19 protein-coding genes are annotated in these 22,149 nt (G+C 64.2%); 9 read left to right on the forward strand and 10 right to left on the reverse strand.

Annotated elements, in window-relative coordinates; all coding sequences use genetic code 11:
* Positions 1 to 9 precede the first annotated feature (9 nt).
* A complete protein-coding gene (locus tag QTL98_RS17835) occupies positions 10 to 438 on the reverse strand; it encodes an Lrp/AsnC family transcriptional regulator (RefSeq protein ID WP_445679810.1) in 429 nt (142 codons plus the stop codon).
* Positions 439 to 620: 182 nt separating this feature from the next.
* Between QTL98_RS17835 and rocF the strand changes: the two genes are divergently transcribed.
* On the forward strand, positions 621 to 1,589 hold the full coding sequence (gene rocF, locus QTL98_RS17840; RefSeq protein WP_445679811.1) for an arginase: 969 nt from the start codon (positions 621 to 623) through the stop codon (positions 1,587 to 1,589).
* A 23-nt stretch (positions 1,590 to 1,612) separates the two neighbouring features.
* Complete coding sequence (gene rocD, locus QTL98_RS17845) at positions 1,613 to 2,827, forward strand: ornithine--oxo-acid transaminase (protein ID WP_445679812.1); 1,215 nt, start codon at positions 1,613 to 1,615, stop codon at positions 2,825 to 2,827.
* Positions 2,828 to 2,985: 158 nt separating this feature from the next.
* Here rocD and QTL98_RS17850 read toward each other — a convergent pair whose 3' ends face one another.
* Positions 2,986 to 3,999, reverse strand: coding sequence for an asparaginase (locus tag QTL98_RS17850; protein WP_445679813.1), 1,014 nt, complete (start codon positions 3,997 to 3,999; stop codon positions 2,986 to 2,988).
* A gap of 433 nt (positions 4,000 to 4,432) precedes the next feature.
* Between QTL98_RS17850 and QTL98_RS17855 the strand changes: the two genes are divergently transcribed.
* From QTL98_RS17855 to QTL98_RS17875, 5 genes are all read left to right on the forward strand, one after another.
* Positions 4,433 to 6,028 carry an ABC transporter substrate-binding protein gene (locus tag QTL98_RS17855; protein WP_445679814.1) on the forward strand — a complete coding sequence of 532 codons (1,596 nt, stop codon included), beginning with the start codon at positions 4,433 to 4,435 and terminating at the stop codon, positions 6,026 to 6,028.
* Between the two features lie 134 nt (positions 6,029 to 6,162).
* Positions 6,163 to 7,176: an ABC transporter permease subunit gene (locus tag QTL98_RS17860; protein ID WP_445679815.1), complete on the forward strand. Its 1,014-nt coding sequence runs from the start codon at positions 6,163 to 6,165 to the stop codon at positions 7,174 to 7,176.
* Positions 7,166 to 8,083 (forward strand): ABC transporter permease subunit, encoded by a 918-nt coding sequence (locus QTL98_RS17865; RefSeq protein ID WP_445679816.1) that lies wholly within the window; start codon positions 7,166 to 7,168, stop codon positions 8,081 to 8,083. Before QTL98_RS17860 ends, QTL98_RS17865 begins: the two co-directional genes overlap by 11 nt.
* Positions 8,084 to 8,087: 4 nt before the next feature.
* A complete protein-coding gene (locus tag QTL98_RS17870; RefSeq protein WP_445679817.1) occupies positions 8,088 to 9,089 on the forward strand; it encodes an ABC transporter ATP-binding protein in 1,002 nt (333 codons plus the stop codon).
* On the forward strand, positions 9,086 to 10,099 hold the full coding sequence (locus tag QTL98_RS17875; RefSeq protein WP_445679818.1) for a peptide ABC transporter ATP-binding protein: 1,014 nt from the start codon (positions 9,086 to 9,088) through the stop codon (positions 10,097 to 10,099). Before QTL98_RS17870 ends, QTL98_RS17875 begins: the two co-directional genes overlap by 4 nt.
* A 75-nt stretch (positions 10,100 to 10,174) precedes the next feature.
* Here QTL98_RS17875 and QTL98_RS17880 read toward each other — a convergent pair whose 3' ends face one another.
* The 4 genes from QTL98_RS17880 to QTL98_RS17895 all read right to left on the reverse strand — a co-directional run bounded on the left by QTL98_RS17880 (position 10,175) and on the right by QTL98_RS17895 (position 14,728).
* Entirely contained in the window at positions 10,175 to 10,750 is a 576-nt protein-coding gene (locus tag QTL98_RS17880; protein ID WP_445679819.1) for a hypothetical protein, read from the reverse strand.
* Between the two features lie 35 nt (positions 10,751 to 10,785).
* Positions 10,786 to 12,117 carry an omega-aminotransferase AptA gene (gene aptA, locus QTL98_RS17885; protein WP_510637498.1) on the reverse strand — a complete coding sequence of 444 codons (1,332 nt, stop codon included), beginning with the start codon at positions 12,115 to 12,117 and terminating at the stop codon, positions 10,786 to 10,788.
* A 196-nt stretch (positions 12,118 to 12,313) separates the two neighbouring features.
* Positions 12,314 to 13,729, reverse strand: coding sequence for an MFS transporter (locus QTL98_RS17890; protein WP_445679821.1), 1,416 nt, complete (start codon positions 13,727 to 13,729; stop codon positions 12,314 to 12,316).
* Positions 13,730 to 13,783: 54 nt separating this feature from the next.
* Complete coding sequence (locus QTL98_RS17895; RefSeq protein ID WP_445679822.1) at positions 13,784 to 14,728, reverse strand: aldo/keto reductase; 945 nt, start codon at positions 14,726 to 14,728, stop codon at positions 13,784 to 13,786.
* Positions 14,729 to 14,975: 247 nt separating this feature from the next.
* On the opposite strand from QTL98_RS17895, the gene QTL98_RS17900 reads away from it, so the two are divergent.
* Entirely contained in the window at positions 14,976 to 15,785 is an 810-nt protein-coding gene (locus QTL98_RS17900) for a PhzF family protein (RefSeq protein WP_445679823.1), read from the forward strand.
* A 66-nt stretch (positions 15,786 to 15,851) separates the two neighbouring features.
* Here QTL98_RS17900 and QTL98_RS17905 read toward each other — a convergent pair whose 3' ends face one another.
* The 4 genes from QTL98_RS17905 to QTL98_RS17920 all read right to left on the reverse strand — a co-directional run bounded on the left by QTL98_RS17905 (position 15,852) and on the right by QTL98_RS17920 (position 21,700).
* Positions 15,852 to 17,642 carry an acyl-CoA dehydrogenase C-terminal domain-containing protein gene (locus QTL98_RS17905; protein WP_445679824.1) on the reverse strand — a complete coding sequence of 597 codons (1,791 nt, stop codon included), beginning with the start codon at positions 17,640 to 17,642 and terminating at the stop codon, positions 15,852 to 15,854.
* 20 nt (positions 17,643 to 17,662) lie between these two features.
* The gene (locus QTL98_RS17910) at positions 17,663 to 20,020 is read right to left on the reverse strand and encodes a 3-hydroxyacyl-CoA dehydrogenase/enoyl-CoA hydratase family protein (protein WP_445679825.1); all 2,358 of its coding nucleotides are present in this window, start codon (positions 20,018 to 20,020) and stop codon (positions 17,663 to 17,665) included.
* Positions 20,020 to 21,147 (reverse strand): thiolase family protein, encoded by a 1,128-nt coding sequence (locus tag QTL98_RS17915; RefSeq protein WP_445679826.1) that lies wholly within the window; start codon positions 21,145 to 21,147, stop codon positions 20,020 to 20,022. Before QTL98_RS17915 ends, QTL98_RS17910 begins: the two co-directional genes overlap by 1 nt.
* A gap of 76 nt (positions 21,148 to 21,223) precedes the next feature.
* The gene (locus tag QTL98_RS17920; protein ID WP_445679827.1) at positions 21,224 to 21,700 is read right to left on the reverse strand and encodes a MerR family transcriptional regulator; all 477 of its coding nucleotides are present in this window, start codon (positions 21,698 to 21,700) and stop codon (positions 21,224 to 21,226) included.
* Positions 21,701 to 21,863: 163 nt separating this feature from the next.
* Here QTL98_RS17920 and QTL98_RS17925 point away from each other — a divergent pair, with 163 nt between their 5' ends.
* Entirely contained in the window at positions 21,864 to 22,142 is a 279-nt protein-coding gene (locus QTL98_RS17925) for a hypothetical protein (RefSeq protein ID WP_445679828.1), read from the forward strand.
* Positions 22,143 to 22,149: the final 7 nt, after the last annotated feature.

Consider the following 22,149-nt stretch of genomic DNA (forward strand, 5'->3'; position numbering starts at 1 on the left):
TGGCTCTCTTCACTTGAATTCGGAGAGCAGGATGCTGGTCTCCGAATGGGTGATGGCGCGGATGGCGCGAATTTCCGTCAGCACCTGATCAAGCGAGGTGAGATCGGGCGTGGTGATCTCCACCACCAGGTCCCAGCGCCCGTTGGTGGAATAGATACGCCCCACATCCGGCATCTTGCGGCAGGCGGCAATCACCGCGCGGGTATCGGCGGAGCGTACCTCCAGCGAGCAGATGGCCCGCACCTGCCCGCCCTCGGCATCGCTGCGCAGCCGCACGGTAAAACCCAGCAGCACACCCGCTCCCATCAGCCGGTCCAGCCGGTTCTGCACCGTACCGCGCGACACCCCGAGCTGCGCCGCCAGCGTGGAGGTTGGCAGCCGCGCATTGTCGCGCAGCAAACTGATCAGGCCACGATCGATCTCGTCCAGCGTTTCCAAGAAAGAGCCCTCACCGCGCCCCTGCGGACGCCACTGACATAACGTCAGCCATCTATGACATTTTGATTACCAGAATGGCAATTTATATCATTTCGCTGACTTTTTGTTAGCATGGGCAGGAGGGATAATCGGGCATGGCAGCCCCGGCTGCGGCGCCCAGAGCAAGGGAGACCCTGGACGACATGGAACATAACCCGCGCAAGGCACAGAGCGTTTCGCTGCTTGGCATCCCGCTTGAGCAGGGAGCCGGCGTTCCCGGTGCCCTGATGGGCCCTGACGCCCTGCGTACCGCCGGCCTGCCGGCTGTGCTGAAGAACCTCGGCCATAGTGTGCGCGATCACGGCAATCTGGCCGTGCCGGCCGATGTCGAGGTGGCGCTGGCTCCGGAAGATGCCGCCCGCTGCCGCAATCTCGGCGCCATCGGCGCGTGGACGCAGCTGATCCATGACCGCGCCTTCGAGGTGCTGGGCAATGGCGACATGCCGATTTTCCTTGGCGGCGACCACAGCCTTTCCATGGGCACCGTCAGCGCCGTGGCGCGCCATTGCGCCGCCGCCGGCAAGGAACTGGCCGTGCTGTGGATCGACGCCCATGCCGATTTCAACACCCCGGCCACCACCCCGTCGGGCAACATGCATGGCATGTCCATCGCCTTCCTGACCGGTGAGCCCTCGCTGCGCCCGCTGCTGGGCGGCCGCCCCTTCACCCCCGTGAAGCCGGCGGATGTCCACATCATCGGCCTGCGCTCGGTTGACCCGGAAGAAAGCGACCGACTGATCGAATACGGCGTCGATTGTGCCGACATGCGCATGATCGACGAGTTCGGCGTTTCCGTACTCGTGCGCCGGATGGTCGAGGAGCTGGAAGGCCGCAACGTGCATCTGCATGTGAGCCTCGATGTCGACAGCATCGACCCGGCGCTTGCCCCCGGCGTCGGCACCACGGTGCCCGGCGGCATCACCTACCGCGAAGCGCATCTCATCATGGAGATGCTGCATGACAGCGGCATGGTGGGCTCGCTCGATATCGTGGAACTCAATCCCTTCCTCGATGAACGCGGCAAGAGCGCGATGCTGCTCGCCGAACTGACCGCCAGCCTCTTTGGCCGCACCGTGCTTGACCGGCGCCCCGGCCAGCTGCGGGCTGCCTGACATATAAAACAAGGAAACGTCCCATGACCCTCGACACGCATGACTTCATCGCCATCGAAAGCCGGCTGGGCGCGCATAACTACAAGCCGCTGGATGTCGTGCTCACCCGCGGAGAAGGCGTGTGGGTCTATGATATCGAGGGCAATCGCTACCTCGACTGCCTTGCCGCCTACTCCGCCGTCAACCAGGGCCATTGCCACCCGAAGATCCTGGCGGCGATGGTGGAGCAGGCCGGCAAGCTGACGCTCACCTCCCGCGCCTTCCGCAACGACCAGCTCGCCCTGCTTTATGAAGAGCTGGCGGCGCTCACCAACTCCCACAAGGTGCTGCCGATGAACAGCGGCGCCGAGGCGGTGGAGACGGCGATCAAGGCCGTGCGCAAGTGGGGTTATGAGGTCAAGGGCGTGCCGGATGGCCAGGCCGAGATCATCGTCTGCGCCGACAATTTCCATGGCCGTACGCTCGGCATCATCTCCTTCTCGACCGATCCGGATGCCCGCGGGGGCTTCGGCCCCTTCGCGCCCGGCTTCAGGATCATCCCCTTCGGCGATGCCGAGGCGCTGGAAGCGGCGATCACGCCCAATACCGTGGGTTTTCTCGTCGAGCCGATCCAGGGCGAGGCCGGCGTCAACATTCCGCCGTCCGGCTATTTCAAGCGCGTGCGCGAGATCTGCACCGCCCACAACGTCACCCTCATCCTGGATGAAATCCAGACCGGCCTCGGCCGTACCGGCAAGCTGCTGGCGGAAGAACATGAAGGCATCGTTGCCGACGTGACCCTCATCGGCAAGGCGCTCGGCGGCGGCTTCTATCCCGTCTCCGCCGTACTCTCCAACACCGAGGTGCTGGGCACACTGAAGCCCGGCCAGCATGGCAGCACCTTTGGCGGCAACCCGCTGGCCTGCGCCGTGGCGCGCGCCGCGCTCAAGGTGCTGGTGGAAGAAGGCATGGTCGAGAATTCAGCAAGGCTCGGCGCCTATTTCCTCGAACGGCTCAAGGCCATGCGCTCCAACCTCATCCGCGATGTGCGCGGCCGCGGCCTGATGCTGGCGGTGGAACTGCATCCGGAAGTGGGCGGTGCGCGTCCCTTCGTGGAAGCGCTGCGCGGCAAGGGCATCCTCGCCAAGGACACCCACGACCACACCATCCGTTTCGCCCCGCCGCTGGTCATCACCCGCGAGGAGATTGACTGGGCCATGGAGCGCATCGAGCCGGTGTTTACGGCGAGTGCGGCTTGAGGACGGGGCCTAACGGTCAGGCCCACATCTCCATCCGCCCTTCGGGCACCTTCCCCATGCTGGGGAAGGATTTTCTTCCATTTCAACAGCTTCCTTCCCCATTTTGGGGAAGGTGCGGCGCAGCCGCGGATGGGGGTGTGGGCGCTTCCGCCTTCGCCTTAGACCGTCATCTCTCCTGCCAGCGACCGCCCGAATGCCGCCTTCACCGCCTGCGGCGCGAGCCCCTGCGCGAAGAGATGGTGCAACTTGGTAAAAGCCGCCTCGAAGGTCAGGTCCCCGGCCGGTACCGCGCCCGCCCTGAGCAGCCACGATCCGGCGGCATATTCGCCAAGCCCGACGCCGCCCCTATCGGTCTGCGTCAACACCGCGATAACCACGCCTGCCGCTGAAGCCTGCGTCAGCAAGGCCTCCAGCCCCACCATGGCATCCGGCGCGTTACCGAGACCGTAAGCCTCCAGCAGCAGGGCGTGGGGTTTCAGCGCCAGCAGGGCGTCGAGTGCCGCCAGCGGCATCCCCGGGGCGAAACGGAAGGAGAGCACCCGGCCGGCTTCATAATCGGCAAGCTCAAAGGCCTCGGCATCCGCAAGGCGCTCTTCCCCGATCGCCACCACCACATCGCCTGCAACATCGATATGGGCAAGCGGCGGCAGCTCCGGACTGTCGAAGGCCGCCATCGCCCGGCTATCCACCTTGCGCGCCCGGTTGCCACGATAGAGCTTGCCGGCAAAGGCAAGACCGACACCGCACAGCTCGGGAATGGCGGCAAAGCGCAGGGCGTCCCGCACATTGCCCGTCGCATCCGACTCCGGTTCGCCGAAAGGGATCTGCGAGCCGGTGATCACCACCGGCACGGCGATGCCGGCAAGCATGAAGGACAGCGCCGAGGCCGTGTAGGCCATGGTGTCCGTGCCATGCAGCACGACAAAGCCGTCATACTCCGCCCGCCGCGCGGCAATATCGCGGGCAATCATCTGCCAGTCGGCCGGGGTGGCGTTGGAGCTGTCGATCAGGCGGGCATATTCGACGAGCTCGAAGGTCGGCAGGCCAACTTCTCCGGCAAGAGCCTCGCGCAGCTTGTCGCCAAGCTTCGGCATCGGGGCGAATCCCGCGGGCGTTTTGCCCATGCCGATGGTCCCGCCCGTGTAGATTATGCACAGATGCATGCCGCTCATCGTTCCCATCCCGCCTTGTTGCCGGTCCCGCAGTCCATTTCCGTCGGTCCGGAGACAAAAAAACTTCACCAACCGGTCAAGTTTTCGCCAAAACAGCCGTCGCTTCGGCACAAAACCCCTATCCGGACACGACATCCGGAAGAGGGGCAACGGCCCCCGATTGTCTCCATACTTTCAAATCCGCCTTGCGAACGGCAATGAACCACACGGCCAAACCCCTCTCTGCGCAAGGAAGTGGCACCGCTTTCACCGCCATTGACAGACGAATAACCGTTAGAGCTAATGGGCGCTCGGTCCGGTTATCTACAAGCCGCCGGCGTGACTTCCAAGGGTCTCGCTGTCGACGGCCGGAGCGCCGGAAAAGGGGACTGCGATTGCGCAAGAAACCCGCCGGATGACTGCAAAACAAATATCAGGGAACAGGAGAGTGACGATGAAGCACACAGTGCTGGGTTCGGCGCTGGCTCTGGCGCTTATGGCGGCGGTCAGCCCCGTGGCGGCCAAGACGCTGGTTTATTGCTCTGAGGGCAGCCCCGAGAACTTCAACCCGCAGGTTAACACCACGGGTACCAGCTTCGACGCATCCCGCCCGGTCTACAGCCACCTCGTCCAGTTCGAGCCCGGCACCACCAAGGTCGTTCCCGACCTCGCCGAATCCTGGGACGTGTCTGAAGACGGCCTGAGCTACACCTTCCACCTGCGCAAGGGTGTGAAGTGGCACTCCAGCAAGACGTACAAGCCGACGCGCGAGTTCACTGCTGACGACGTGCTGTTCAGCTTCAACCGTATGTGGAAGACTGACAACCCGTTCCACGGTGTGTCCGGCGGCGCCTACGACTACTTCAACGACATGAGCATGCCCGACCTGCTCGCTTCCATCGACAAGGTGGACGATCACACGGTCAAGATCACGCTCAAGTCCCCGGAAGCCCCGTTCATCGCCAATCTGGCCATGGACTTCGCGGTTATCCAGTCTGACGAATATGCCCAGTCGCTGCTGAAGGCCGGCAAGCCGGAACTGCTCGACCAGGAGCCGATCGGCACCGGTCCGTTCACCTTCGTGAACTACCAGAAAGACGCGCAGATCCGCTACAAGGCCAACCCGGACTACTATGCCGGCAAGGCCAAGATCGACAACCTCGTGTTCGCGATCACCCCGGACGCTGCCGTTCGCTATGCCAAGCTGAAGGCCGGCGAATGCCAGATCATGCCGTATCCGGCTCCGGCTGACCTCGAAGCCATGCTGAAGGATCCGGCCCTGACCGTGATGCAGCAGCCGGGCCTCAATGTCGGCTACCTCGCCTTCAACACCCAGAAGAAGCCGTTCGACGACGTTCGCGTCCGTCAGGCTCTCAGCATGGCCATCGACAAGAAGGCCATCGTTGACGCGGTGTACCAGGGCGCCGGTACCCCGGCCAAGAACCCGCTGCCGCCGACCATCTGGGGCTACAACGACAGCATCGAGGACTACAAGTTCGACCCCGCTGCCGCCAAGAAGCTGCTGGCTGATGCCGGCTACCCGGATGGCTTCTCCACCGACCTGTGGGCCATGCCGGTCCAGCGTCCGTACAACCCCAACGCCCAGCGCGTTGCCGAGCTGATGCAGTCCGACCTCGCCAAGGTGGGCGTCAAGGCTGAGATCAAGAGCTTCGAATGGGGTGAGTACCGCAAGCGCGCCCAGGCCGGCGAGCACCAGATGGCCCAGCTCGGCTGGACCGGTGACAATGGCGACCCCGACAACTTCCTCTATGTGCTGCTGAGCTGCAACTCTGCCCGCGAAGGCGGCCAGAACATTGCGAAGTGGTGCAACAAGGACTTCACCGACCTGCTCGAGAAGGCCAAGAAGATCTCGAACCAGGACGAGCGCGCCAAGCTCTACGAGCAGGCCCAGGTCATCTTCCACAAGGATGCCCCCTGGTTCCCGATCGCTCACTCGGTGGTCTACATGCCGATGCTCAAGGGCGTGACCGGTTACAAGGTCAGCCCGCTGGGTTCGCATGACTTCTACGGTGTCGACATCGCCGAATAATCGGTAAGGCACTGAAAACAAAAAGAACTAAAGGACGGGGGAGCCAGTCTCCCCCGTCCTCATTTCTCGACCTGAACAATTTGCTGCCTTAAGGACCGGCCCTGCCGGCCCCCGCATATCCGGACCCCCCGCCGATGTTAAGATTCCTGCTGACACGCATCGGGCTGGTGATACCGACCTTTTTCGGCATCACTTTCCTGAGCTTCATTCTTATCCGCCTCGTTCCCGGCGACCCGATCGAGGTTCGCGTCGGTGAGCGTGGCATCGCGCCGGCTCGCCTTGCGCAGCTGAGGCACGAGATGGGGCTGGACCAGCCCTTGTGGAAGCAGTTCTTCGACTACATCGCGCAGGTCCTGCATGGAGATCTCGGCGTTTCGGTCGTCACGCAGAAGTCGGTGCTGACCGAGTTCCTGACGCTGTTCCCGGCCACGCTGGAGCTTTCCATCGCCGCCATCCTCTTCGCCGTCATCCTGGGCCTGCCCTTCGGCATTCTCGCCGCGCTGAAACGCGGCAGCTGGGTCGACCATACGGTGATGGGTGTCAGCCTCTCCGGCTTCTCGATGCCCATCTTCTGGTGGGGCCTGCTGCTTATCCTGCTCTTCTCGGTGACACTGGGCTGGACGCCGGTCTCGGGCCGCATCTCGGCGATGTATTACATCGAGCCGACCACCGGCTTCCTGCTGATCGACAGCCTGTTCTTCTCCGATGACAGCGGCGCCTTCGGCTCCGTGGTGCGCTACATGATCCTGCCCACCATCGTGCTGGGCACGGTGCCACTGGCGGTGATCGCGCGCATGACGCGTTCGGCCATGCTGGAAGTGCTGGGCGAGGATTACATCCGTACCGCCCGCGCCAAGGGCCTGTCCGCCTACCGCGTCATCTTCATCCACGCGCTGCGCAACGCGCTGATCCCGGTCGTCACCGTCATCGGCCTGCAGGTTGGCACGCTGATGGGCGGCGCCATCCTCACCGAGACGATCTTCTCCTGGCCGGGCATCGGCAAGTGGCTGGTTGAGTCCATCAACCGCCGCGACTATCCGGCCCTGCAGGGCGGCGTGCTGCTGATCGCCAGCCTCGTCATCCTCGTCAATTTCCTCGTCGACGTGCTCTACGGCACCCTGAACCCGCGGATCCGTCATGGCCGATAACGCTCTTCAAACCCCGGCCCAGACCGCTACCGCGGCACCCGCGGCCGCTCCCTCCCTGTTCGCGGAGTTCTGGTATCATTTCCGCCAGAACCGGGGCGCCGTCTGGGGCCTCTACATCATCGTCTTCATGGCGCTGGTCGCGATCTTCGCCAATTTCGTCGCGCCGCACTCGCCCATCGAGCAATACCGCGACCATCTGCTGACGCCGCCGGCCTGGGCCGAAGGCGGCAGCCTGCAATTCATCCTCGGCACCGATGATATCGGCCGCGACATCCTCTCCCGCCTCATCTATGGCGCGCGGCTGTCGCTCTTCATCGGCTGCATCGTGGTGACGATCTCGCTCGCCATCGGCGTGGCGCTGGGCCTGATCGCCGGGTTCTTCCCCGGTGTCATCGGCATCATCATCATGCGCGTCATGGACATCCTGCTGGCGCTGCCGAGCCTGCTGCTTGCCGTGGTGGTGGCCGCCATCCTGGGCCCGGGCCTGCTCAACGCCATCCTCGCCGTGGCGATCACGGTGGTGCCGCACTATACGCGCCTGACCCGCGCGGCGGTGATGAGCGAGTTGCCGAAGGACTATGTCACGGCCTCGCGCGTTGCCGGTGCCGGCGTCGTGCGCCAGATGCTCATCAACGTGCTGCCCAACTGTGCCGCCCCGCTCATCGTACAGGCGACGCTCGGTTTCTCCTCGGCCATCCTTGATGCCGCGGCCCTGGGCTTCCTCGGCCTTGGCGCCCAGCCGCCGACCCCGGAATGGGGCACGATGCTGGCCGCTGCGCGCGAATATATCAGCCGAGCCTGGTGGGTCGTCACTTTCCCCGGTGTCGCCATCCTCATCACGGTTCTTGCCTTCAACCTTCTGGGCGACGGGCTGCGCGATGCGCTGGACCCGAAGCTGAAGCGCTGATCCCATGCCTTTGCTTGATATCCGAAACCTCTCGATCGACTTCTCCACCCGAACCGGCGTGTTCCGCGCCGTGGACGGGGTCAACCTCAGCGTTGAAGAAGGCGAAATCCTCGGCATCGTCGGCGAAAGCGGCTCCGGCAAGAGCGTCTCGTCGCTGGCTGTGATGGGTCTCTTGGCCGGCAACGGCACGGTCACCGCCGACCATATGTCCTTCGACGGGCGCGACCTGCGCAAGATGAGCCGGCGCGAGCGCCGGAGCTTCGCCGGCAAGGACGTGGCGATGATCTTCCAGGAGCCGATGACCTCGCTCAACCCGTGCTTCACGGTCGGCTTCCAGATCATGGAAGCGATCAAGGTGCATGAGGGCGGAAGCCGCAAGGAGCTGAAGCGCCGCGCCATCGAGCTGCTGGAGCAGGTCGGCATTCCGGCGCCGGAAAGCCGCCTTGGCACCTATCCGCACCAGCTCTCGGGCGGCATGAGCCAGCGCGTGATGATCGCCATGGCAATTGCCTGCAACCCGCGCCTCCTGATTGCCGACGAGCCGACCACCGCGCTCGACGTGACGATCCAGAAGCAGATCCTCGACCTTCTGGTGAGCCTGCAGAAGGAACGCGGGATGGCGCTCATCCTCATCACGCACGACATGGGCGTGGTGGCGGAGACGGCAAGCCGCGTGCAGGTGATGTATGCCGGCCAGGTGGTGGAAAGCCGCCCGGCGGCAGAGCTCTTCAAGAGCCCGCGCCATCCCTATACCGCTGCCCTGCTCGACGCGCTGCCCGAACGGGCGGAAGGCCGCAAGCGCCTGCCGACCATCCCCGGCATGGTGCCCGGCATCGCCGACCGGCCGCTTGGCTGCCTGTTCAATCCGCGCTGCCGTTTTGCCGACGAAAACTGCCGCGCCGCCCCGCCGGCCGTGGCCAGCGATGCCACCGGCACCGTGCGCTGTATCCACCCGCTGAACTACGGCGCCTCCCCGGGCACCTCCCCGGAAGGAGCCGCAGCATGAGCGCGACGGAAACCAAATCCATGACCAAGCGTGAAACCGGCACCGTTGTCCTCGAGGCGACCGGCCTCAAGCGCCACTACCCCGTCGCCCGCGGCCTGCTGCGGGCCCCGGCGATGGTCAAGGCGCTCGACGGCGCCTCCTTCACCGTCAAGGCCGGCCAGACCCTCGCCGTTGTCGGCGAGAGCGGCTGCGGCAAGTCCACCCTCGCGCGCCTCGTCTCCCTGATCGAGGAGCCGACCGAGGGCGAGCTGGTGATCGACGGCATCGATACCGGCAATCTGGGCGAGCACGGCAAGCGCGAGCTGCGCTGCACCGTGCAGATGGTGTTCCAGAACCCCTATGGCTCGCTCAACCCGCGCAAGAAGGTGGGCGACATTCTGGAAGAGCCGCTCATCGTCAACACCTCGCTGCCCGCTGCCGAGCGGCGCGCCCGCGTGGCGGAGGTGATGGCCAAGGTGGGTCTGCGGCCGGACCATTATGCGCGGTATCCGCACATGTTCTCCGGCGGCCAGCGCCAGCGTATCGCCATTGCGCGCGCGCTGATGCTCAACCCCTCCATCGTGGTGGCGGACGAGCCGGTTTCCGCGCTCGACATCTCCATCCAGGCCCAGGTCCTCAACCTGATGATGGACCTGCAGGATGAGCTGGGCGTCGCCTATCTCTTCATCAGCCACGACCTCGGTGTGGTGCGCCACATCGCGACCGACGTGATGGTGATGTATCTGGGCAAACCGGTGGAATCCGGCCCGAAGGATGTGATCTTCGAGGCCCCGCTGCATCCCTATACCCAGGCGCTGATGGCCGCGACCCCGCAGGTGGAAGCCGAGCACCGGGCCGAGCGCAAGCCGCTGACCGGCGAGCTGCCCTCCCCGCTCAATCCGCCGCCGGGCTGCACCTTCCACAAGCGCTGCCCGATTGCCCAGCCGCGCTGCTCGGCCGAAGTACCGCAGCTGCGTCCGCTCGCCGGCCGGCATGTGGCCTGCCACTTCGCGGAACAGAACCTCAGCTGAGCGCCAGGGCTCGGGCATGAAACAAAACGGGCGGCTCGCAGGGGCCGCCCGTTTTGTTTTGATGCCGGAAGTCGCTTAGCGTCGCCGCAGCCGCCCTTGCGGGGAGACCAGCGCATCGAGCCAGCGGGCGACGCGAGCCTTGTCAGTGGCAAGCAGGCGCGGGCCGAAGGGGAAGTCGGAATAGATGGCGAGGCTTGAAGTCGCCGCCGGCTCTTCCAGATCGTTGGTGCCGTCTGGCTCCGGCTCCATCAGGCCGGGATAGATCTGCGCCACGATGACATCCGGCAGGCGCAGGAACCGCGAGCGGTGCACGAAATGCAGCTGCACGCCGCCATCGACCAGCCACTCGCCGGTGAGCCAGGTATCCGGGTCAGCCTGCGCAATGTCGCGCAGCTGGCGGGCAAGCTCGGCGACGGAGCGGTAATAGACTCGCGGGCTGCCAATCGCCTCGTCCCCGCAATGCTCTGCGGGGCAGACGATAATGCGGTCTTTCTTCGAGGAGGTGGCGATCTCGGTGAAGTTTATCTGCTTCACCGTCGGCAGCACGAAGACCCGGTCGAGCATCTGCTCGGGACCGACAATGAAGCCGATGATCGCCACTGCCAGGAAGGCGGTCGCGAGGGCGGCGGCAAGGTTGCGCAGAATGAACACTAATCTCTCAAGCCTTGCCGCCGGTTCCTGTCATGTCAGTCGACTGCCTTGATGGCCGCCGACAGGACGCCATGCAGCTCATCCATCTGGTTTTCATCGATGATGAGCGGCGGGGAAAGGGCGATGATGTCGCCGGTCATGCGCACCAGCGCGCCGGTCTCGTAGCACTTGGTATGCACGTCGAGCGCGCGGCGGCCCGGCGCATCCTTGCGCGGGGCAAGCTCCACGGCACCGATAAGGCCGATGGCGCGGGTGTCGATGACGTTCGGCAGGCCTTTGAAGGAATGGATCATCTCCGCCCACTTCGCTTCCATCTTGGCAGCGCGGGTCAGGAGACCTTCTTCCTTGTAGACGTCGAGCGTGGCGATACCCGCCGCGCAGGCCAGCGGATGACCGGAGTAGGTGTAACCATGGTAGAACTCCATGGCGTATTCCGGCCCGGTCATGAAGGCGTTGTGCACCTTGTCCTGCACCAGCACGGCGCCGCACGGCACGGTGCCGTTGGTGATGCCCTTGGCGGTGGTGATGAGATCCGGCAGCACATCGAAGCGCTGGCTGGCAAACGGCGCGCCGATACGGCCGAAGCCGGTGATGACTTCGTCGAATATCAGCAGCACGCCGTGCTTGTCGCAAATCTCGCGCAGGCGCTTGAGATAACCCTTGGGCGGCAGCAGCACGCCAGCGGAACCGGCCACCGGCTCCACGATCACCGCAGCGACGTTGGAAGCGTCATGCAGGGCGATGACCTTCTCCAGCTCGTCGGCCAGATGGGCGCCCCATTCCGGCTCGCCGGTGGTGTGCGCCTGATGCTCGAGGCTGTAGGTGGCGGAGATATGGTCGACAGCCGGCAGCAGTTGGCCGAAGGCCTTGCGGTTGGCCGGCAGGCCGCCGATGGAGATGCCGCCGAAACCGACGCCATGATAACCGCGCTCACGGCCGATGATGACGCGGCGGGTGCCCTCGCCGCGGGCGCGGTGATAGGCGAGCGCGATCTTCAGCGCGGTATCGACGGATTCAGAACCGGAATTGGTGAAGAAGACGTGGCCAAAACCTTCCGGGGTGATCTCGGTCAGGCGGTTCGCGAATTCGAACGGCAGCGGATGGCCGAACTGGAAGGTCGGCGCGAAATCCATTTCGGCGACCTGGGCCTGCACCGCCTCGACGATCTTCTTGCGGCCATGGCCGGCATTGACGCACCACAGGCCGGCAAGGCCGTCGATGATCTTGCGGCCATCGGGCGTCCAGTAATACATGCCCTCGGCCTTTACCACCATGCGCGGTGCCTTCTTGAAGGCACGGTTCATGGTAAAGGGCATCCAGAAGGCTTCCAGATCGTTCGGCGCTCTTGTGCTGTCCATGGGACGCAACCCCTGTTCTTCAGTGATATGCCCGCGAGGCTAGCACGGAGCCGGGGAGGCGAGACAAGCGCCTTTCCTGTCTCCATACAAGCATACGGGGCAGCACCCGGCCTGTCGGCTAGGTGCTCTCACATACCCATGGGTAAGCCCGGAAATTGAGGCCAAAGTGCGGCCACTATGCATAAGGGCTGGTTCAGGGCGCCCTTTAAGCCGCGACAACCGGCAGGCGCGTGCGCAGCAGGCTGAGGCCGCCGGAGACCAGCGCCAGCAGGCAGCCAACTCCCAGCGCCACGGGCGGCGCCGCTTCCGCCGCCAGCGAAAAGAAACTGGCCGCCGCTGCGGCACCCAGCGCCTGGCCGAACACACGGGCGCTCGACTGCATGCCACCGGCCGCGCCGCTGCGCTTCTTGGGAGTGGAAAGCAGCATGTTGCGGTTATTGGGGGACAGGAAGAAGCCGAAGCCCACCCCGCCAAAGATCATGAACAGGATGAGCGGCAGCACGCTGCCCTGCAGCGGCCAGACGGCTGCCAGACCGGTGCCCAGCGCCATCAGCACGCCGCCGATGGCACAGAGAATGCCGTTGGGCATACGGTCGGCAAGGCGCCCGGCAATCGGGGCGGTAACCGCTGCTGCCAGCGGCCAGGGCGTCATTAACAGGCCGGTGGTAAAGGCACTCTCACCAAGACCGCTCTGGAGATAAAAGGGCAGCGCCACAAAGGCCAGCATCTGCGCCGAAAAACAACAGACCGAGGCGATGACCGACAGGCGGATGGTGGGGTTGCGCAGGAGATCGAGCGGGATAAGCGGGGCTTCCAGCGGCGCCTCACGCCTGACCAGCAGGGTAAAGAAGACAAGTCCGCCCGCCAGCATGGCGCCGGCCAGCGCCGGCTCGGAGCCGATACGGTCCACCCCGAGGATGAAGAGCGCCATGCCGCAACCATTGAGCACCACGCTCAGCACATCGATGGCGCGCTTGTGCAGCGCGACGCTCGGCAAGGCCGGCGTCATGGCCAGCACGATGATGCCGACCGGCAGGTTGATGAGGAAGAGCCACGGCCAGCTGGAAATCGCCAGCACGCTGGCGCCGAGCGTCGGGCCGAGGGCGGAGGAAAGCGCCACCGCCAGCGCATTGATGCCGATGGCCCGCCCCAGCATGCGGTGCGGATAGACGAAGCGCAGCAGGCCGACAAAAAGGCTCATCACCGCCGCGCCGCCAAAGCCCTGCAGCACGCGCGCTGCCACCAGCACCTCCAGCGACGGCGCCAGTGCACACAGCGCCGAGGCGAGGGTGAAAACGGCAACGCCGGAGGTGAAGACCAGACGAAAACCCTTGATCTCCCCCAGTGCCGCAAAGGGCAGGATGGAGATTACGAGCGCGAGCTGATAACCGCTGACAACCCAGACGGAAGCAGCCGGCGTCACCTGCAGATCCAGCACGATGGAGGGCAGCGCGATATTGGCAATCGCCCCGTCGATCACCACCAGCACGATGGCCGCCAGCAACGCGGCGATGGCGAAATAACGCCGGGGTGTCGGCAGCCCGTCCTGCTCTTCGTGATGCGGGGCCGCCGGCCGTGGATCGTCGGAGGCGGAAGTCGGGGCGGCTGCGGGCTGCGTCATGATCGGGCGGAAGATCCGGAAAGGAAAATCAGGGAAACTGTGTCGTATGCCGGCTCAGGCGCTGGCGGCGTCCAGCTCGGCCGCCTTGTCATCAAGGTCAAGCCAAGTGGAGGCGATCAGGCTTTCAAGCTGGGCGATGCTGGTGGCACTGGCAATCGGGGCCGCGATGGTTGGCCGGCCGGCAAGCCAGGCCACCGCCACTTCCGCCGGGGTAGCGCCAAAGGCGCTCGCCACGGTGTCGAGCGCCCCGAGGATGCGATGGCCGCGCTCATTGAGGTACTTGCCCATGCCCCCGCCGCGCGCGCTCTTGGAGAAATCGGCCTCCGAACGGTACTTGCCGGTCAGGAAGCCGGCAGCCAGCGCGTAATAGGGGATGACGCTCACCTGCTCCGCTTCACAAAGCGGCATCAGGGCGGCCTCGAAGGTTTCGCGGTCATAGAGGTTATAGAGCGGCTGCAAGGTCTCGTAGCGCGGCAGCCCCTGGCTGGCGCTCAGATCGAGAGCCTGTTTCAGCCGCTCGGGCTTGAAGTTGGAGGCGCCGATGATGCGTATCTTGCCCTCGTCAATCAACTCCTGGTAGACGCCGAGCGTTTCTTCCATTGCCACCGTCTCGTCATCGCGGTGCGACTGGTAAAGGTCGATATAGTCGGTCTGCAGACGCTTCAGCGAGGCTTCCACCGCCGAGCGGATATAGCTGCGGGAAAGGCCTTTCTTGCCCTCCCCCATCTCCGACCCGACCTTGGTGGCGATAACCAGCCTGTCGCGCCCGCCGCGCACCTTGAGCCAGCGCCCGATGATGGCCTCTGACTCGCCGCCGACATGGCCGGGCGCCCAGCGCGAATAGACATCCGCCGTATCGATGAAATCGAAGCCCGCCTCCACGAACCGGTCGAGCAGCGCGAACGACGTCGCTTCATCGACGGTCCAGCCGAAGACATTGCCGCCAAAGCAGAGCGGCGTGACGAAAATGCCGGATTTACCAAGCTGGCGTCGGGTCATCACAGGGCGGATCCTTCCGGGAACACGGCAGGGGCGCGGGATCGGGAGGCGGGAAAGCAAAAGGGAGCCCCTGCCCCAAAGCAGGAACTCCCTTGCCTATACGCCCGTTGCATCAGGCCCGACAATGAACTGCACCACCGAGGCACCGCTCGTCCTTGTCGCATCCCCATCATGCGATCGGCCTTGCAGGAAAGGACCGTCTCAGGGCACTGCTCGCAGATTGTTGGGCCCTGCGGGAGAGATTTTGATGCGCATGTTCCAGGTCGACGCCTTCTCGGACCGACCCTTTACCGGAAATCCCGCCGCCGTCCTTATTGTGAAAGACTGGCTGCCGGATGAGACGATGCTGGCCATCGCCGGGGAGAACAATCTGGCTGAAACTGCGTTCGCCCGGGCGCGGGCAGAAGGTGGCTGGGACCTGCGATGGTTCGCGCCGGCACAGGAAGTCGATTTCTGCGGCCATGCCACGCTCGCCACGGCCCATGTGCTGTTGACGGAGTTCGCAGCTGCCGCTCCGCTCTCTTTCCACACCCGTGTCGGGGAACTGCGTGTATCCAAGGCACCGAAGGGCTACCGGCTGGACCTGCCCTGCCTGCCGCCGGAACCACTGGCGACATTACCGGATGATATCTCCGGCATTTTCCCAACGTCGCCTGTCGGCATCTTTCGCAATTTCGAGAATATCTTTGCGGTTCTGGACGGCGCCGACAGAGTACGAACCTTCGTTCCTGACCTGATGAGCATTTCGCGCCTCGGGCCTGTCGGACTGGTCGTCACCGGCAAGGAGGCTCCCGGCCTGAAGGCCGATTTTGTCTCGCGCTACTTTGCGCCGGGCGCCGGAATACCGGAGGACCCGGTCACCGGTTCGATCCATTCGACGCTGGTGCCCTATTGGGCGGAACAGCTCGGAAAGAACAGAATGACTGCCTTTCAGGCTTCCTCGCGCGGAGGATGGCTGGAATGCGAACTCGCAGGGGATCGTGTGTTTTTGACCGGCAACGCCGTCACCTTCATGGAGGCGAGGATCTTTGTTCCAGGTTATCCGGCAGCAGGCTGACATTTTTCGCTGTTTTAGCGGAACGGTAGCCGGAAGCCCTCTGCTAGAGAGCTTCCGGCACCAGCATCAGAATGCCGCGTCGTCGAGCGCCATCATCGCGGCCTTGCCGGCCATCACCTTCTTGAAGGCGCCGTCGCCTTCCGGCAGCACGCGGTGGAAGAAGAAGCGCGCCGTGGCGAGCTTGTTCCTGTAAAAGTCCTCGCGGCCATCTGCCCGCTTCAGGCCTTCAAGCGCGGCCTTGGACATCAGGAGCCACATATAGCCAACGGCTACCAGCGCGAAGAGGCGCAGATAGTCGGTGGCGGCAGCACCTGCCTCTTCCGGGTCCTTCAGGGCACGGCCGCCAACGGTGGCGGTCGCCGTCTGCAGCTTGCCGAAGCTCTTGGCGAGCAGGCCGACAAACTCCTGAAGGTCGGGATTATCTTTCTCCGCCTGCAGCATGGCGCCGACAGGGTGGAAGAAACGGCGCAGGTAGCGGCCCATATGGGCACCCATCTTGCGGCCGACGAGGTCGAGCGCCTGGATACCATTGGTGCCTTCGTAGATCTGCGCAATGCGGGCATCGCGCACGAACTGCTCCATGCCCCACTCGCGGATATAGCCGTGGCCGCCATAGACCTGCTGCGCCTTGACCGCCCCTTCCATGCCATGGTCGGTGAAGTAGGCCTTCACAATCGGCGTCATGAGTGCCACCAGATCCTCGGCCGCCTCACGGGCAGCCGCGTCCGGGTGCTTGGTCATGATGTCGAGCTGGATGGCGATCCAGTGCGCCATCGCGCGGATGCCCTCGTTGACCGAGCGCACTTCCAGCAGCATGCGCCGCACGTCCGGATGCACGATGATCGGGTCAGCGGCCTTTTCCGGATATTTGGTACCGGCCAGCGAACGGCCCTGCAGGCGGTCCTTGGCGTAGGCAACACCGTTCTGGTAGGCGACCTCGGCAATGCCGAGCCCCTGCAGACCGACGGCCAGACGCTCCTGGTTCATCATCACGAACATGGCCTTGAGGCCTTCGTGCGGCTTGCCGACCAGCCAGCCAATGGCATCGTCGAACTGCATGACGCAGGTGGCGGAGGCCTTGATGCCCATCTTGTGCTCGATGGAAGCGCAGACGGCGCCGTTACGCGCACCCGGCGTGCCATCATCCTTGGGCAGGAACTTCGGCACGACAAAGAGCGAAATGCCCTTGGTGCCCGGCGGCGCATCAGGCAGCTTGGCCAGCACCAGATGAATGATGTTCTCGGTGAGGTCATGCTCACCGGCGGAGATGAAGATCTTCTGTCCGCTGATGCGGTAGCTGCCATCCTCGGCAGGAACCGCCCTGGTGCGGATCTGGCCAAGATCGGTGCCGCAATGCGGCTCGGTCAGGCACATGGTGCCCGACCATTCGCCGGTCACCATCTTGGGCAGGTAAAGATCCTTCAGCTCGTCGGAGGCATAGGCCTCCATCGCCGTCGTCGCGCCATGCGTCAGGCCCGGATAAAGGCCGAAGCTGAGATTGGCGGAGCAGATCATCTCCTCCATGACCGAACCCAGATATTTGGGCAGGCCCTGGCCGCCATAGGCGGGATCGCCCGTCAGCGCGTTCCAGCCCATTTCGCAGAAGGCCTTGTACGCTTCCGGGAAACCCTTGGGCGTACGGACGACACCGTTTTCGTACGTACAGCCTTCGGCATCGCCGGACTGGTTCAGCGGGAACAGCTCGTTCTCGCAGAACTTGGCGGCTTCCTCGAGGATCTGGTCGACGAGATCAGGGGTAGCTTCCTCGTAACCGGGAAGCTCGGTCAGCTTTTCGACCTTGAAGACCTCGTGCAGCACGAAGCGCAGGTCGTCGATGGGTGCTTTGTAAACCGGCATGGTGTTTCCTCCCGGCTCCCTTAATTGCGCAGCGGCTTGCCGGTGGTGAGCATGTGCTCCATCCGGGCAAGCGTCGGCTCGGAGGACACAAGGCGCATGAAGGCCTCGCGCTCCAGCTTCATGATGTCTTCCTCGCCCAGCTCATCGACAAAGTCGGTGTCGCCACCGGAGAGGATGAAAGCGAGTTCCTTCGTCACTGTCACATCGTGCGGCGTGGCCTTGCCGGACTTGGCAAGATCGGCCACCGCCATCTCCAGCGCAGCGCGGGCAGCAGGGCCCGGCAGGCGGTAGACAGGCGGCTCAGGCGGGGCGTAATCCGCTGCCAGTTCCAGCGCTTTGGCCTTGGCATCCGCCAGCACGCGGTCGCGGTTCATGGTCACGCCGTCGCTATCGCGCAGGATGAACATGTCACGCGCTTCCAGCGCCGACTTGGCCACCTGGGCGGTACCGATCTGCTCGAAGGCCTTGCGGATGGCGGGCATCGGCCCGCGACCGCCGGTGCGCTTCGGATCGGCATAACCGCGCGCCAGCATCTCCTTGCAGCCGCCCCAGCCGGGGATAAGGCCGACACCAACCTCGACAAGGCCGGCATAGGTCTCGGCATGGGCCTGCACATGGGCGCTGTGCAGCAGGATCTCGCATCCGCCACCAAGCGCCATGCCCGAGGGGGCAGCCACCACCGGGAAGGGGGCGTATTTGAGCGCCAGATAGGCCCGCTGCCCGCCCTCGACCAGCTCGCCGATCTGCGGGAAAAGGCCGATATTGGCGGCAAACAGGGCAAGGCCCAGATTGGCGCCGACGGAAAAGTTGGTGCCCTCGTTATGGATGACGAGCGCCTTCAGATCATCCGACATCGCGATCATGGTCACCGCCGTGCCGATCATCTCCATGATCTTGTCGTCGAGCGCGTTCATCTTGGAGGTGAACTCAAGACAGACGACGCCGTCGCCAATATCCCACAGCGCTGCCGACCCGTTCTTCTTGAGCGGCTTTGACGTGCGCTTGATATCGGAGAGTAACAGCACCCCTTCCGGACGGGTGACGGGCTTGTAGCTGCCATCGACCGCCAGATAGGTCTCCTGCCCGTTTTCTTCCAGCCTGTAGAAGCTGCGGCCCGCGGCCTTCGTCACCAGTTCCGGCACGGCGATGCCATCGGCCTTGAGGGCCTCGGCAAAAGCATCGACACCGATCTGGTCGATCAGGCGGAAAGGCCCGCTCTTCCAGTTGTAGCCAAGCTCCATCGCGCGATCGATGGCGGTTACATCGCCGGCAATCTCGGGGATGAGGCTGGCGGAATAGGCGAGCGTCTGCAGCAGAACAGTGCGGGCATATTTACCGGCACGGTCCGGGCTGGCGATGACGGCGGCAAGACCGGCCTTGCCGGCACGGGCGGCATCGGGGTCCGCCTTTTGCGCCGGGCGGTATTCGCCGGTCTTCAGATCACGGGCGAGCTTCACCCGCTTGCCACCGGCGCCCTTGTCGAGCGCGTAGAAACCGCCCTTGCCCTTGCGGCCGGTATAGCCCTCCTCGATCATCTTCCGGATTTCGGGGAAATCGCGGTAGATCGCGCGGTAGGCATCGCCCTCCGGCAGGGTCTTCAAGAGGCTGTCCGCCAGGAGCGGCATCAGGTCGATGCCAACAAGGTCGATCAGGCCGAAGACGCCGGTCTTGGGAATACCCACGGGCCTCGACATCACGGCGTCCGCCTCTTCCACCGGCACATCCAGATCGAAGGCGGCGTTAACGGCAGCCTGCAGCCAGAAGGTACCGATGCGGTTGGCGATGAAGCCCGGCGTGTCGTTACAGGGCACCACACCCTTACCGAGCGTGCGGTCGCAGAAATCGGCGATGGCGTCGCCAAGGCCGGCACGGGTTTCAGGACCGGTTACCAGCTCCAGCAGGCGCATGTAGCGCGGCGGGTTGAAGAAGTGGGTGATGAGGAAGTCCTGCCGGAAACGCTCGGGCAGGCCCTCGGTCAGAAGCTGCAGCGGAATGGTGGAGGTGTTGGAACTCACCACCGAACCCGCCTTGCGCACGCCTTCCAGCTTTTCATAGAGGGCGCGCTTGTGCTTCGGGTTCTCGATGATCGCTTCAACAATCCAGTCGGCATCGGCCAGGAGGCCGAGATCGTCTTCCAGATTGCCCGCCGTCACCAGTTTGGCGCAGCTCTTGTGCATGAAAGGCGCGGGGTCGGCCTTCAGCAGGCGCTCGACGGCCCCCTTGGCGAGCTTCGAGCGGTCTTCAGCCCCTTCGGGCACGATGTCCAGCAGCACGACGGGGATGCCGGCATTGGCGAAATGGGCGGCAATGCCGCTGCCCATGACGCCGGAGCCGATCACCGCCGCGCGGCGGATCTCCAGCTTGGCAGTCTTGGCCATCACACAGCCTCCAGGATGGTGGCGATGCCCTGGCCGCCACCGATGCACTGAGTGGCAAGCGCGTACTTCTTGCCCTCGCGCTTCAGGAGCGAGGCCGCCTTGCCGACGATACGCGCACCGGTGGCGCCCAGCGGATGGCCGATGGCAATCGCACCACCATCAAGGTTGATCTTCGCCCAGTCGAGGCCGAGGTCACGCGCGCTGGCAATCGCCTGCGAGGCGAAGGCTTCGTTGAGCTCGACGATATCCAGATCTTCGGACTTGAGGCCGGCACGGGTCAGCGCCTTGCGGCTGGCATTGATGGGGCCAAGGCCCATCACTTCCGGCTGGCAACCGGCAACGGCAACGGACTTGATACGGGCAAGGATCGGCAGCTTGTTGGCAAGCGCGTACTCTTCGCTCACCACCAGCACGCCGGCGGCGCCGTCGGTCAGCGGGGAGGAGGTGCCGGCCGTCACGGTGCCTTCGGTATCGAAAGCGGGCTTGAGGCCGGCAAGACCCTCGGCCGTCGTCTCCGGGCGCAGGGTGCCATCGGTGCTCACGCCGGCAATCGGCACGATCTCGTCGGCAAACTTGCCGGCGGCAGCGGCTGCGGCGGCGCGGCGCTGGCTTTCAACGGCCACGGCTTCCTGCTCGGTGCGGCTGATCTGGTACTTGCGGGCCACATTCTCCGCCGTCTCGCCCATCGACATGTAGGCGCCGGGCATTTCCCTGGCGAGCGCAGCATTCGGCAGCGGGTTGAAGCCGCCCATCGGCACGCGGGTCATGCTTTCAACACCCACGCACAGGAAAGCTTCGCCCGCGCCCATCTGGATGGCGCCCGCCGCCATGTGGACGGACGTCATGGAGGAGCCGCAGAAACGGTTGACCGTGGTACCGGCAACCGAGAGCGGCAGATGGGCGATGAGGCCGATGAGGCGGGCGACGTTGAAGCCCTGCTCCCCTTCCGGGAAGGCGTTGCCGACAATCAGGTCCTCGATATCTTCCGGCTTGATGCCCGTGCGCTCGATGAGCGCCGTGACGACGGCAGCCGCCATATCATCCGGCCGCACACGGGTGAGAGCACCCTTGTTGGCGAAGTGGAAAGGCGTGCGGGCGTATCCCGCGATAACCACGTTCCTGTTCATGATGGCGGCTCCAGCCCTCTTGTCTGTGATCGGTTTTCCGTCTTCAGTTTTTTATCAGCCGGCTGTTTCAGTCCGGCTAATCACTCTCGCCGCCGATGGCGGCAATCTCGGTGTCGCTGATGCCATTGCGGCGCAGCTGGTCGATGACGGCATTTTCCATGCCCTCCAGCTCGGCAAGCGTCAGCTTCACATCTTCAAGCTGCTTCACCAGCGCTTCCCGGCGGTTGCGGGCAACGCGCAGCATGAAGCGCATCTGCTCGATCTGGCCGGAGGCCGGATCGTAAAGTTCTATGAATTCCTTGATCTCCGCGATGGAGAAGCCCAGCCTTTTTCCCCGACAGATCAGCACGAGGCGCGCCCGGTCGCGGCGGGAATAGATGCGGTTCTGCCCGGCGCGCGTGGGGGAGATGAGCCCCTGGTCCTCGTAAAAGCGGATGGTGCGCGGCGTCAGGCCGAATTCGGCGGAAAGCTGGCTGATGGTGAAACTCTGCTCACGCACGTCTCCGGCACTTTCGGCAATGGTGGCCACAGGGGCGGCCATTGGGGCGGACATCGGCAGCGATCCAATCTAACGTTTACGTAAACGTAAACTTATGCCGCGACGGAAGGCTCGTCAAGGCCGCAGCATCTGCTATCAATGACGTCAAACCGTCACACAGCGTTGTTATTTTGCTGCGCTTGATGCCGGCAAACCCAAAAGAACAGGGACTTTACTCATGGCTATGTTCAAGGCCTGGCTGACCGACAGCAACACCGGCGGCAGCGCGCGCTACGAGTTCGAGGCGGATGCCGACCTGTTCAAGAAGGGCGCCAACAAGATCGTCAAGCGCTTCATGGATCATGTGGAAAAGCAGGTCCTGCCCAAGAAGCATGTCGATTACGATCTGAACGCCTGCTTCAAGAACAAGGAAAAGCGCGTCGTCACCGCCATCGGCACGCTGCATGTGGATGACGATCCCGACGTCGCCTTCATGCTGATGATCTCCCCGCTCTAAAAGCGGG

The sequence above is a fragment of the Radicibacter daui genome (assembly GCA_030657355.1).
Taxonomy (GTDB): Bacteria; Pseudomonadota; Alphaproteobacteria; order Radicibacterales; family Radicibacteraceae; genus Radicibacter; species Radicibacter daui.

Bases quoted from the DNA above. Each gene is read 5' to 3' on its own strand.
- QTL98_RS17875 (WP_445679818.1), top strand. From the start codon at position 9,086: ATGAGCGCGACGGAAACCAAATCCATGACCAAGCGTGAAACCGGCACC.
- QTL98_RS17905 (WP_445679824.1), bottom strand. From the start codon at position 17,642: ATGCCGGTTTACAAAGCACCCATCGACGACCTGCGCTTCGTGCTGCAC.
- QTL98_RS17915 (WP_445679826.1), bottom strand. From the start codon at position 21,147: ATGAACAGGAACGTGGTTATCGCGGGATACGCCCGCACGCCTTTCCAC.
- QTL98_RS17860 (WP_445679815.1), top strand. From the start codon at position 6,163: ATGTTAAGATTCCTGCTGACACGCATCGGGCTGGTGATACCGACCTTT.
- QTL98_RS17925 (WP_445679828.1), top strand. From the start codon at position 21,864: ATGGCTATGTTCAAGGCCTGGCTGACCGACAGCAACACCGGCGGCAGC.
- QTL98_RS17910 (WP_445679825.1), bottom strand. From the start codon at position 20,020: ATGGCCAAGACTGCCAAGCTGGAGATCCGCCGCGCGGCGGTGATCGGC.
- QTL98_RS17850 (WP_445679813.1), bottom strand. From the start codon at position 3,999: ATGAGCGGCATGCATCTGTGCATAATCTACACGGGCGGGACCATCGGC.
- rocD (WP_445679812.1), top strand. From the start codon at position 1,613: ATGACCCTCGACACGCATGACTTCATCGCCATCGAAAGCCGGCTGGGC.
- QTL98_RS17870 (WP_445679817.1), top strand. From the start codon at position 8,088: ATGCCTTTGCTTGATATCCGAAACCTCTCGATCGACTTCTCCACCCGA.
- QTL98_RS17855 (WP_445679814.1), top strand. From the start codon at position 4,433: ATGAAGCACACAGTGCTGGGTTCGGCGCTGGCTCTGGCGCTTATGGCG.
- QTL98_RS17890 (WP_445679821.1), bottom strand. From the start codon at position 13,729: ATGACGCAGCCCGCAGCCGCCCCGACTTCCGCCTCCGACGATCCACGG.
- rocF (WP_445679811.1), top strand. From the start codon at position 621: ATGGAACATAACCCGCGCAAGGCACAGAGCGTTTCGCTGCTTGGCATC.
- QTL98_RS17895 (WP_445679822.1), bottom strand. From the start codon at position 14,728: ATGACCCGACGCCAGCTTGGTAAATCCGGCATTTTCGTCACGCCGCTC.
- QTL98_RS17920 (WP_445679827.1), bottom strand. From the start codon at position 21,700: ATGTCCGCCCCAATGGCCGCCCCTGTGGCCACCATTGCCGAAAGTGCC.
- QTL98_RS17865 (WP_445679816.1), top strand. From the start codon at position 7,166: ATGGCCGATAACGCTCTTCAAACCCCGGCCCAGACCGCTACCGCGGCA.
- QTL98_RS17900 (WP_445679823.1), top strand. From the start codon at position 14,976: ATGCGCATGTTCCAGGTCGACGCCTTCTCGGACCGACCCTTTACCGGA.